The 10,913-nt window shown below is 60.8% G+C and carries 10 protein-coding genes; 2 read left to right on the plus strand and 8 right to left on the minus strand.

Annotation, left to right across the window (positions count from 1 at the left end; genetic code table 11):
- The first annotated feature begins 85 nt into the window (after positions 1–85).
- On the plus strand, positions 86–1,324 hold the full coding sequence (gene hmpA / locus ACIQ36_RS14040) for an NO-inducible flavohemoprotein (RefSeq protein ID WP_395830324.1): 1,239 nt from the start codon (positions 86–88) through the stop codon (positions 1,322–1,324).
- A 51-nt stretch (positions 1,325–1,375) separates the two neighbouring features.
- Here the strand turns inward: hmpA and ACIQ36_RS14045 are convergent, their stop codons facing one another.
- The 8 genes from ACIQ36_RS14045 to ACIQ36_RS14080 form a co-directional block, all read right to left on the minus strand.
- The gene (locus ACIQ36_RS14045) at positions 1,376–3,586 is read right to left on the minus strand and encodes a molybdopterin cofactor-binding domain-containing protein (RefSeq protein ID WP_395830326.1); all 2,211 of its coding nucleotides are present in this window, start codon (positions 3,584–3,586) and stop codon (positions 1,376–1,378) included.
- Between the two features lie 10 nt (positions 3,587–3,596).
- Positions 3,597–4,049: a (2Fe-2S)-binding protein gene (locus tag ACIQ36_RS14050; RefSeq protein ID WP_395830328.1), complete on the minus strand. Its 453-nt coding sequence runs from the start codon at positions 4,047–4,049 to the stop codon at positions 3,597–3,599.
- Between the two features lie 47 nt (positions 4,050–4,096).
- A complete protein-coding gene (locus tag ACIQ36_RS14055) occupies positions 4,097–4,483 on the minus strand; it encodes a c-type cytochrome (protein WP_395830329.1) in 387 nt (128 codons plus the stop codon).
- Positions 4,484–4,700: 217 nt separating this feature from the next.
- The gene (gene rho / locus ACIQ36_RS14060; RefSeq protein WP_395830331.1) at positions 4,701–5,957 is read right to left on the minus strand and encodes a transcription termination factor Rho; all 1,257 of its coding nucleotides are present in this window, start codon (positions 5,955–5,957) and stop codon (positions 4,701–4,703) included.
- A gap of 177 nt (positions 5,958–6,134) precedes the next feature.
- Entirely contained in the window at positions 6,135–6,584 is a 450-nt protein-coding gene (gene hemJ, locus ACIQ36_RS14065) for a protoporphyrinogen oxidase HemJ (protein ID WP_395830333.1), read from the minus strand.
- 12 nt (positions 6,585–6,596) lie between these two features.
- The gene (hemH, locus tag ACIQ36_RS14070) at positions 6,597–7,634 is read right to left on the minus strand and encodes a ferrochelatase (RefSeq protein ID WP_395830335.1); all 1,038 of its coding nucleotides are present in this window, start codon (positions 7,632–7,634) and stop codon (positions 6,597–6,599) included.
- 47 nt (positions 7,635–7,681) lie between these two features.
- On the minus strand, positions 7,682–8,692 hold the full coding sequence (gene hemE, locus ACIQ36_RS14075) for a uroporphyrinogen decarboxylase (RefSeq protein ID WP_395830337.1): 1,011 nt from the start codon (positions 8,690–8,692) through the stop codon (positions 7,682–7,684).
- Positions 8,693–9,088: 396 nt separating this feature from the next.
- Positions 9,089–10,102, minus strand: coding sequence for a helix-turn-helix domain-containing protein (locus ACIQ36_RS14080; protein WP_395830339.1), 1,014 nt, complete (start codon positions 10,100–10,102; stop codon positions 9,089–9,091).
- A 130-nt stretch (positions 10,103–10,232) separates the two neighbouring features.
- On the opposite strand from ACIQ36_RS14080, the gene ACIQ36_RS14085 reads away from it, so the two are divergent.
- The coding region (locus ACIQ36_RS14085; RefSeq protein WP_395830341.1) for an alpha/beta hydrolase family protein at positions 10,233–10,913 on the plus strand (681 nt) is incomplete at its 3' end.

A 10,913-nucleotide genomic window follows, 5' to 3' on the forward strand; every position in this document is an offset into this window, starting at 1 on the left:
GAATAAAGCTGCATTTTTTATATTTCTTTAAGACTCCCGTATTATAAAAAGCATATCAATTACCGCTTCCAAGCGAGGCCGCCCCATGCTGAGCCCCCGAACGATCACCATCGTCAAGGCCACCGCGCCGGTTATGCAGATCCATGGACTGACCATTGTGCTGCGGATGTACGATCTCCTGCTGCGCGACCCGAACATTCGCGCGCTCTTCGACCCGACGCATCAGCGCAACGGCACCCAGCCGCGCGCGCTCGCCCAGGCCGTTGTCGCCTATGCCGAGAACATCGATAATCTCACAGCGCTCGGCCCGGCGGTCGACCGCATCGCCACCCGCCATGTAGCCCTTAACATCCAACCCCATCATTACGATGCTGTTGCAATCGCTCTGCTCCAGGCCGTTCGTGACGTATTGGGCGAGGCGGCGACGCCAGAAATTATCGCCGCCTGGACCGAGGCCATCGGTCTTTTAAAGACCATCCTCACGACGCGCGAAGCAGAGCTTTACAAAGCGCAGGAAGATGCTCCCGGCGGCTGGCGCGGCTACCGGACCTTCCAACTGGAGCTAACCGTTCCCGAAAGCAGCAGTATCAGCAGCTTCTTTCTCGCGCCGATCGATGGTCAACCTCTCCCGCCCTTCCGGCCCGGCCAATATCTAACCTTAAAACTCGATGTGCCCGGATATGGGCCACTGCTGCGCCATTACTCGCTGTCGTGCGGCGCAGTTCAATCGGACTATTATCGAATATCGGTGAAGCGGGAAGAAGCGCCCGCCGCCGGAACTGCCGCAGGCTTAGCCAGCAGCTACCTGCATCGCATCGCGACCCCCGGCATGCGGTTTGAGGTAGCACCGCCTGCGGGCACCTTCACCCTGCCCGACGGAAACAGCGCCCTTGTGCTCCTCGCAGGCGGTATCGGCATTACGCCGCTGCTGAGCATGCTGGAAACGATTGCCCGAACTCAACCGAACCGGCCCGTTCAGTTGGTCCATGCCGTGCGCAGCGCTGCCCATCATGCTTTCGGGGCGGAAGTGCGCGACCTTGTGGCAAAGCTCTCCCAGGGCCGCGCCCAAACCTTCTATGAGCAGCCGAGCCCGGAGGCAACCCTCGGCACCGATTACCACCATATCGGCCGCGTCGATCCAGCCTGGATTGTTCAGAACAGCCCCGCTTCAGACGCGCTCTATCGTGTTTGCGGGCCGCGCGACTTTATGCGGACAATCGTCCAAGGGCTGCGCGCCCAAGGTATCCCGCGCGACCGGATACAGTATGAATTTTTCGGCGCGACCGACGAGGACCTGCTAATAGCGCCCACCCTTGCCGCCTAACGCCACCGGCGGGGGATCGCTCCCCCGCCGCGCGCTTAACCAAAGCCTCGCTTAAACCGCGAGGCCCTTTTCCATCGGCAGAACGCGCACGCGCTTGCCAGTCGCCGCCGCAACGGCGTTCGCCACCGCCGGACCGATGACCGGAACGCCCGGCTCGCCGATCCCCGTGGGGGCCGCCGTTGACGCAATGATATGCACGTCAACTTGCGGCATTTCATCAATCCGCAGCGGCAGATAGCCATCGAAGTTTTGCACCGCCACGCGGCCCGCTTCCAGGGGGATTTCTTCGCGCAGGATCGCCCCAAGACCGAAGCCAACCCCGCCTTCGATCTGCGCGCGAATCTGATCCGGGTTCACCGCAACGCCGCAATCGACCACCGCAACCACGGTTTCAACCTTGAACCCCTGCTTTTGCAGCGTGATTTCCGCGACCATGCCAACCGTCGTCCCGAAGGATTCATGCAGGGCAATCCCCCGGAAGCGCCCGGCGGGCAGCGGCTTTTCCCACCCGGATTTAGCGACGAGTTCATTCAGTACGGCCAGTCGGCGCGGATCATTCTTCAGCAACTGCCGCCGCAGCGCGACCGGATCTTGCCCCGCCGTGCGGGCGATTTCGTCGATCATGGTTTCCATCGCGTAGGCCGTGTGGGTATGGCCCACCGACCGCCACCACAGCACCGGCACCGGCGATTGCGTATTGGTCACTTCAACGCGGAAGTTCGGCAGCGCGTAGGGCGACTGCCCGACGCCTTCGACCGAAGTGGCATCGACGCCGTTTTTCACCGCCATCGCTTCGAAGGGCGTACCGATCAGGATCGATTGCCCGACGATGTGATGGTGCCAGCCGGTAATTGCGCCCTTGGCGTCGAGACCGACTTTCACCTGATGCAGCATCAGCGGACGGTAGCGGCCCCCGGCCATATCGTTTTCGCGCGTCCATTGGATTTTCACCGGCGCGCGGAAGTTGATTGCTTTGGCGGTTTCCACCGCCTCGGCGATAACATCGCCATCGATCACCGCGCGCCGCCCAAAGCCGCCGCCGGTTTTCAGAACGTGCAGCCGCACCTTATCCGGCGTGGTTCCAGCGATCTTGGACGCAATGAATTGGTAGAGATCGGGCATTTGATGCCCGCCCCAGATTTCCAGCATCTCGCCGTCTTTCCGCACGACCGCATTCAACGGCTCTAACGCGGCATGGGCGAGGTAGGGGAACTCGTAGGTCGCTTCGAGAGTCTTGACCGCCCCGGCAAGCCCCGTTGTGGCCGAGCCGCGCTCTTCTACCAAGGTTCCGGGCTTCGCCGCCAAAGTGCGATACTCGGCCATGATCTGGGCCGAGCCGCGCTTTTCGGCCTTGCTCTCGTCCCAGGTTACGACCAGCGCCTCGCGGCCCTTCATCGCCGACCAAGTGTCCTTCGCCAGCACGACGACGCCGCGCGAGATGGTAACGACATCGGTCACACCCGGAACGGCCTTCGCCGCCGTCGCATCGACCGATTTCACGGTTGCGCCGAACAAGGGCGGATGCAGGATCATCCCGACCAACTGACCGGGAAGCTGCACATCAATCGTATAGTCTTGCTGGCCCTTGGCTTTAATTGCCGAATCATAGCGACGATGCGCGGCATTACCGATCAACGTCCAACGATCCGGGGATTTTAGCTCGACGCTAGCCGGCAGCGGCTCTTTTGCCGCCGCGTCGGCGAAGGCCCCGAGCGGGGCTCTCTTGCCGCTGGCATGGGAAAGCTGACCGTTTTCGACCTTAATCTCCGCCGCCGGAACGCCCCAGGCTTTCGCCGCCGCCGAGACCAGCAGCGTCCGCGCCACAGCTCCGGCTTGGCGATACCGGACCCAGGAGGAGGCGATCCCGCTGGAGCCACCCGTGCCCTGCGCGACGCCGCCCCAGGTAAGATTACCATAGGCTTTGACATCACCCCACGCGCCCTCGACCGTCACCAGCGACCAATCGGCCCCGAGCTCTTCGGCGACCAGCGTCGCAAGGCCGTTATAGATGCCCTGACCCATATCCATATGGGCGGAGAGCACCACCACTTTATTGTCGGGCGTCAGCCGAATATAGGTGGGAAAGGGATTGGACAGCGCGGCGGCGGCCTGCGCCTTCGCGCCTTCAAACGGAATGCCAACGCTCAAACCCGCTCCGGTCACGGCCGCGCCGATCAGGAACTGGCGGCGCGATGGGCGAAACCAGGCGCTTTCGATGGCGACCTGCGGCGTTTTCGGCCCAGTCAATCGATGAAAATACATGAAAGCCTCCTTAGGCCAGCGCTTTGGCGGCGTCGTGAATCCCAGCGCGGATGCGTTGATAGGTGGCGCAGCGGCAGAGATTCCCCGCCATCGCCGCGTCAATATCCGCATCACTCGGCTTTTTAGTCTCGGTGAGGAGGGCGACAGCGGCCATCACCTGGCCCGACTGGCAGTAACCGCATTGCGGCACGTCCAGCTTCGCCCAAGCGGCTTGCACCGCCGCCGTAACGGGACCAGCGAGCCCCTCGATCGTAGTGATCTTCAGGCCTTCCGCCGCCGACAGCGGGGTTTGGCAGGCGCGCACGGGCTGCCCGTCGATATGGACCGTACAGGCCCCGCATTGGGCGACGCCGCAGCCGAATTTCGTGCCGGTCATCGAAAGATGATCGCGCAGCACCCACAACAGCGGCATATCGGGATCGGCATCGACCGAATGGGTCTTGCCGTTAATCGTTAATTGCATGGAAGCCTCCAAGCTCGAACCCAGATGGTATGAAAAAGCGAGCGCGGTTAAGGAGTTTTCCCGTCCGCACCAAACTGTTTGAGATAGGCAATGAGATCGCTAATTTTCTGCGCGTCGCGCAGCCCGGCAAAAGCCATGGTGGTGCCGGGAATAGTCTCGCGCGGATTCTGGATATAGGTGCGGAACACCTCTTCCGTCCAGGTCTGCCCCCAGGTTTTATTCGCCGCCGAATAGCGCGCGCCTTCGACCGAGCCAGATTTACGCCCAAACAGACCGTTTAAATTCGGCCCGGTCAGGTTTTTAGCACCGGGGCCAACCTGATGGCAGGCTTTACACTGAACAAAGATTTTCTCACCGGCAGCCGGGTCTTGGGCATAGGCGGCCTGCGCCAAGAGCCCAAAAACAGCCACCAACGCTAGGGTGCGTGGTTTCATCCTGCTTTCCTTCGTCTTCGATAGGAATGTTGAGTCAGTAAGCGGTTAAAAACGGCTTTTTGGACTGATTAACAGAGTAATTTTATAGAATATAGCACGGTTAACTGCGTTCACCCAGCATAACGCAGCGGGGTGGCCCGAGGCAAGGTCTATCCAAAAAAATAGGCCCAGGCTCCCGAGGGGGGCCTGGGCCTAATGCAACGCGATTCTAAAAAGCTTACGTATTCATCGCTTCGAAGAAGTCGGTGTTGCTCTTCGACTGCTTCAGCTTCTCGGTCAGGAACTCCATCCCGTCCATCGTGCCCATTTGCATGAGAACGCGGCGCAGCACCCACATTTTATTGAGCGTGCCTTTTTCGACCAGCATTTCTTCCTTACGGGTGCCCGACTTAGTCACGTCGATGGCCGGGAAGGTGCGCTTGTCGGAGAGTTTGCGTTCCAAGATGATTTCGGAGTTACCCGTGCCCTTGAACTCTTCGAAGATCACTTCGTCCATGCGGCTGCCGGTATCGATCAGCGCCGTGCCGATGATGGTCAGCGAGCCGCCTTCTTCGATATTGCGCGCCGCGCCAAAGAAGCGCTTCGGGCGTTGCAGGGCGTTGGCGTCCACACCGCCGGTCAGTACCTTCCCGGAGGAGGGCACAACCGTATTGTAGGCGCGGGCGAGGCGGGTGATCGAATCGAGCAAAATCACCACGTCGCGCTTATGCTCAACGAGGCGTTTCGCCTTCTCTAGCACCATTTCCGTCACTTGCACGTGGCGGGTGGCGGGCTCGTCGAAGGTGGAGCTAATCACTTCGCCCTTCACCGAGCGGGCCATATCGGTCACTTCTTCCGGGCGCTCGTCGATCAGCAGAACGATGAGGTAGACTTCCGGGTGATTCTTGGCAATCGCATGGGCGATGTTTTGCAGCATCACGGTTTTACCCGTGCGCGGCGGGGCGACGATCAACGCGCGCTGGCCTTTGCCGAGCGGGGCGACCAGATCGATGACGCGGGTAGTCAGATCCTTGCGGGTCGGATCTTCAATTTCGAGCTTCAAGCGCTCATCGGGATAGAGCGGCGTGAGATTGTCGAAATTGATGCGATGGCGGACTTTTTCCGGCGCATCGAAGTTGATCGTATTGACCTTGAGGAGCGAAAAGTAACGCTCGCCATGCTGGGGCGCGCGAATCTGGCCTTCCGCTGTATCGCCGGTGCGCAGGCCGAAGCGGCGCACTTGGGTTGGGCTGACGTAGATATCGTCCGGCCCTGGCAGATAATTGGCTTCCGGCGAGCGCAGAAAGCCGAAGCCATCCGGCATCACTTCCAGCACGCCGCTGCCAAAAATCGCAACGTCATTATCGGCGAGTTGTTTGAGGATGGCGAACATAATGTCCTGCTTGCGCAGGGTGCTCGCGTTTTCGATTTGTAATTCTTCGGCGTAGGCCAGCAGTTCCGCCGGCGTCTTGCGCTTTAATTCTTCGAGATGCATCTGAAATCCATTGTCGGCCTGGGGCGGACGCGCGGGCGGCGTGAAGCCGAACCGAAAATCCCTAAAACCCTGTCAGCGCGGAACCATCGAAAGACGCCCAGAGGACCCGGCGTCCGATAACACGCTATCGCAATAGCGGTTAGGTTTTCGATACCCTAAGCCTGCCTACCTGTCAAACTAGAACGGGCGGACGACAACCATAATCACGATCAGAATCATTAGAACTGTGGGGATTTCGTTCATCTGGCGGTAGAAACGCGGGCTACGGGTATTGCGGTCGGCGGCGAAATCCTTGCGCCAGCGCGACAAAAACCCATGAAATGCGCCCATCAGCAGCACAAGAGTCAGCTTTGCGTGCAACCAGCCCTGCGACCAATCGATAATGCCGGGGGTGAGCAGCAACAGCGTGCCAAACACAAAGGTCGCAATCATTGCCGGATTAATGATGAAGCGTAGCAGCTTATATTCCATCACCTTGAAGGTTTCGGACTGAACCGAACCCTTGGGCGCGTCGCAATGATACACATAAAGGCGCGGCAGATAGAACATCCCCGCCATCCAGGAAATAACGCTGATGATGTGCAGCGATTTTATCCAGGGATAGAGGCTGGTTAGTGCATCGAGCATATCTCTATCTTCCTAAGCGCTAAGCTTGGCCGGGCATTGACTGAATTGGGCCGGACACAAGCGCCCGCCGCCTTCGCAACTGAGGCCCCCGCGCCGATCCTGCGCCGCAATCGCCCGTGCCAGCCCGTCGATGAACTTGGGGTGCGTCGAAACCGTTGGCACGCGGAAATAGGCGGGAACGCCCTCTTCCTCGGCAAGGTGACGATATTCGATATCGAGTTCAACCAACGTTTCCGAGTGATCCGACACGAAAGCAATCGGGCAGACGATCAGGGGCACCTTGTCCGCCCCGGCGCGCTTAATTTCGGTATCCGTCGCCGGGCCAATCCATTCGAGCGGCCCAACGCGGCTTTGATAACTCACCAGCCAATCAAGCTGCGGAATAGCCAGCGCTTCGGCCACGGCGGCAGCGGTTTTCTCGACCTGATACTGATAGGGATCGCCCGATTTGATCACTTTTTTGGGCAAGCCATGGGCGGAAAACAGCACGCGCGGCGTGCCGAATTCGAGCGCTTTGGCGTGGGTTTCGGCCAGAAGCTCGGTCGTTGCGGCAATCAGACCCGCTTCTTCCGGCCAGCAACACAGGGTTGTGGTGGGAAGTTTCAAGCCAATCGCATCGGCAGCCTTCTGCCATTCCTTCAGCGAAGAGCCGCTGGTGGTCTTGGAGAATTGCGGATAGAGCGGCACGAGTACGAGGCGGTCGGGCTTCCACGCCGCAATCTCCCGCGCCACCTGATCGGCGCGGGGATGCCAGTAGCGCATCGCGATGAAACAGCGCGTTTCTTCATCGGGCTGCCCCAAGGCCGCTTCAAGCGCGCGGGCTTGGGCCTCGGTATTCGGTAGCAAGGGCGAGCCGCCACCCAAATGCTGATAAATTTCCTGGGCAATCGGAGCTCGGCGCTTGGAAATCAGCCGCGCGATCAGATATCGGATCGGCCCTGGTGCGCCGATGATCGCCGGGTCGTTGAACAGATTGAACAGGAAAGGCTCAACCGCTTCCGGCCGATCAGGGCCGCCGAGATTGAACAGAAGGATGGCGCGCTTACTCATGGCAGCGACTATAGGGTTCCCTTCAGCAAAATCTACAGTGGCGTTGATTACAGTTTGCGCAAAAAGTCACACAGGGCCGCCACATGCTCCGGCGGCGTCTGCGGGACGATCCCATGGCCGAGGTTGAAAATGAACGGTCCCTGCCCGAGATGGCCGCAAATCTGCTCCGCAGCCTCCAGCATGGCCTGTCCGCCTGCTACGAGCGTGAGGGGGTCGAGATTACCTTGAACACACGCCAGCGGCTGCAAAACCTCGGCAGCCCAATGGGGGGGAACTTGCGTGTCGATTCCAATCCCATCGGGGCGCACGATTTCGGTGAAACGTTTGTAAAGAATCCCGCTGCCCTTCGGGAAAGCGATAATCGGCGTCGCGGGGTGACGCGCGCGTAAAGCCGCGACAATTTGGCGGTTGGGTTCGATCACCCAGCGTTCGTAATCCAGCGGGGCCAGCGCCCCCGCCCAAGAATCGAAGAGTTGCACGGCATCGGCACCGGCTTCGATCTGCGCCGAGAGATACTCAATTGTTGCGGTCGTGATCCCTTCGATGAGCCAACGGAAGCGGTCGGGGTCACGGTAGAAGAAGGCTTTCGTCCGGGCAAAATCGCGGCTTGATCCGCCTTCGACCATGTAGGTGGCGACCGTCCAGGGGCTTCCGGCAAAACCAAGCAAGGTGGTTTCGTCGGGCAGACCGGCCTTCACCTTGCGGACTGTTTCGATCACTGGCGCATAGAGTGTCGCGGCTCCTGCGAAATCCAGGGTCTCAGGAAGATCGCCCAGAACCGGCCCTTCCCCTTCGGCAAAGCGCAGGCTCTGCCCTAATGCCATCGGGATGATCAGAATATCTGAGAAGAGGATTGCCCCGCTCATGCCGAACCGCCGGATGGGTTGCAGCGTCACTTTCGCTGCCCGGTCCGGATTAAAGCATAGGTCAAGGAAACCGCCCGCCTCTTGGCGCAAGGCGCGATATTCCGGCAGGTAGCGCCCGGCTTGGCGCATGAACCAGAAGGGCGGACGGGCGGAGGGGTGCCCGCGAAGGGCGTCGAGCAGATGTTTGGTCATGCCCTCTCTCTAATTTGATTCTCTGATTATGAAAAGAATGGTGGTTGTTGTGGTGGGGTGTAAACCTGGGGATTAAGGTTCTTCCAAATCTTATCCACCGATTTTTTAAGTGCGATTTCAGCTTGTGGACAAGAATGTGGAAACCCGCCTTAAAACCGAGTCTATGTCTTTGTAATACAATAGATTTCGATTCGTTAAAGCCCTCGGGATAAACCGCGAAAAACCCCTCCAAAAACCGGTTATCCCCACTGGCAGAAGTCGCCTGGCGGGCTTTTCCACCGGGGCATCGTCCCTGTACCGATTCCGGCAGTGTGGGGGGCGAATCGGCGAACGGGGGAAAAGCGCCGACTTATCCCCGGACTGGGTGATTCTATCCCCAGGCTCCCGCCCCCCTCGTTAGCCCTCGGCGCGCACGTCGGAGGGGGCGCAACCGAATACTCGGTGGCATTCGCGGTTAAAGTTGGATTTGCTGCGAAAGCCGCATTGGGTCATCACCTCGGCAATCGCAAGGTCGCTGCTGCGCAGCAGATCGGCGGCGACGATGAGGCGGGCGCGGTTCACATAGTGCGACACATTCATGCCATGCTGCCGGTTCACCGCCTCGGAAACCCGCCGCGCTGGGACGTGAAGCCGTTTGGCGAGACGCGCCAGGGTTAGATCGGGGTCGCCGTACAGGGCTGGATCGGCCAAAAGCCGGTCGAGTTCGGCTAGAAGTTGCGCGGAATCGGCAGCAGTCTCGGGCGGGGTTGTCGGCGCGGGCGGGGTGATGGGTGCGGGGCGGCGCAGCAGCATCCACCCGAGGGCCGCAATTAGCAGCAGATTCCCCACCGAAATCAGGGCCGGGACGTGGCGGCCCTCGGCCCAGAGAAAGTCGAGCGCGATCACACTGTCCAGCGTCCCCTCGCCCAGGAAGAGGAGGAGCATGAGGCGCAGGGCCAACCGAATCGGCTCGGCGGCGGAAAAGCCGAGGCCGGGCCAACCGTCCGGGCCACGGCGGTAAAGCCGTCCCAGCGCCGCACCATAGCCGCCAAGACTAGCGAGCATCATCAGATCGACCCACCGAATCCCCTGGGGCATGCTCAAGCAAAAGGCCTGCAGCAGAAGAACCAGTCCGCCATGCCGCACCAGCCCCGGCCCCACGGCAAAGCCGGGGTCGGTCACGCGGCGAAACCCGAGATAGGCGAGCGGCCCCAAGGTCAGTGGCAGCAATCGCTGGATGGGGATTACCTCCTCAAGCCCGTAGCCGAAGCGCAACCCGACCAGAACCGCCCGCACCATGCACAGCGCCGCCAGCGCGATAAACAGCCGTTGGGCAACGCGCTCCAGCCCTTCGGCACGGGCGAGGCGCGCGGCGAGCAAGGCCATAAGGGCAACGCTTACGAAGGGCAACGGCAGACGAAACAGGTCCATTTATAGGGTCCAACGGGGTCTAAAACGCGCGGTTCGGTTCTCGATCACGATTGAGAACCGGGGGCCGATTGCGGCCCTTCGCTTCTGTTTCTACACCTGCCGGATCACCCTATACGAGAGGAGAAACAGGATGCGTTTTGCGCTTTTCCCCCTTTGCCTTGCCTTAATTGCCGGCCCCGCCCTTGCGGGCGTCGGCGTAATCGACACCCGGCTTACCGACCGCGCCGACCGGCCCCTGACACTGCGCCTCTGGTATCCCACCGACAGCGGGACCGGTTCCGAGAAGATCGGCGAGAACCGCATTTTCTATGGGTTCGAGGCGGTGCGAAACGCGCCCGCCCGTGCCGTGCCCGCGCCTTTGATTATCCTGTCCCACGGGTCGGGCGGCAATCTCACCAATCAAGGCTGGTTGGCCTCGGCGCTCGCGGCAGAGGGGATGATCGTCGCGACGCTAAATCATCCGGGAACCACCAGCGGCGACAACCGCCCGCCCGGTGCTTCCAAGCTTTGGGAACGCCCCGAGGACATCCGGCGGATCATCGATGCGGCGCTAGAGCCGGCGAGCCCGATTCTGCCGAAAGGTGCAGCGGTCGATCCAACCCGGATCGGCGTTATAGGCCACTCCTTGGGGGCGTTTACCGCGCTTTGGATTGCGGGCGGGCGCTTCGATCCGGCCCGACTTGCCGCCCATTGCCGCGACAAGCCCCATTTCGCCGCCTGCACGGTCGCAAAAGCCTATCAACTGCCCGACACGCCGGAGGCCCAAGCGCTTCTTTCTGCCGATTACCGCGATCCGCGCGTGGGGGCGGTG

It is taken from the genome of Elstera sp. (genome assembly GCF_044372965.1).
Taxonomy (GTDB): Bacteria; Pseudomonadota; Alphaproteobacteria; order Elsterales; family Elsteraceae; genus Elstera.

Excerpts from the sequence above, each read along its gene's own strand:
- hmpA (WP_395830324.1), top strand. The coding sequence starts at position 86 with ATGCTGAGCCCCCGAACGATCACCATCGTCAAGGCCACCGCGCCGGTT.
- ACIQ36_RS14045 (WP_395830326.1), bottom strand. The coding sequence starts at position 3,586 with ATGTATTTTCATCGATTGACTGGGCCGAAAACGCCGCAGGTCGCCATC.
- ACIQ36_RS14050 (WP_395830328.1), bottom strand. The coding sequence starts at position 4,049 with ATGCAATTAACGATTAACGGCAAGACCCATTCGGTCGATGCCGATCCC.
- ACIQ36_RS14055 (WP_395830329.1), bottom strand. The coding sequence starts at position 4,483 with ATGAAACCACGCACCCTAGCGTTGGTGGCTGTTTTTGGGCTCTTGGCG.
- rho (WP_395830331.1), bottom strand. The coding sequence starts at position 5,957 with ATGCATCTCGAAGAATTAAAGCGCAAGACGCCGGCGGAACTGCTGGCC.
- hemJ (WP_395830333.1), bottom strand. The coding sequence starts at position 6,584 with ATGCTCGATGCACTAACCAGCCTCTATCCCTGGATAAAATCGCTGCAC.
- hemH (WP_395830335.1), bottom strand. The coding sequence starts at position 7,634 with ATGAGTAAGCGCGCCATCCTTCTGTTCAATCTCGGCGGCCCTGATCGG.
- hemE (WP_395830337.1), bottom strand. The coding sequence starts at position 8,692 with ATGACCAAACATCTGCTCGACGCCCTTCGCGGGCACCCCTCCGCCCGT.
- ACIQ36_RS14080 (WP_395830339.1), bottom strand. The coding sequence starts at position 10,102 with ATGGACCTGTTTCGTCTGCCGTTGCCCTTCGTAAGCGTTGCCCTTATG.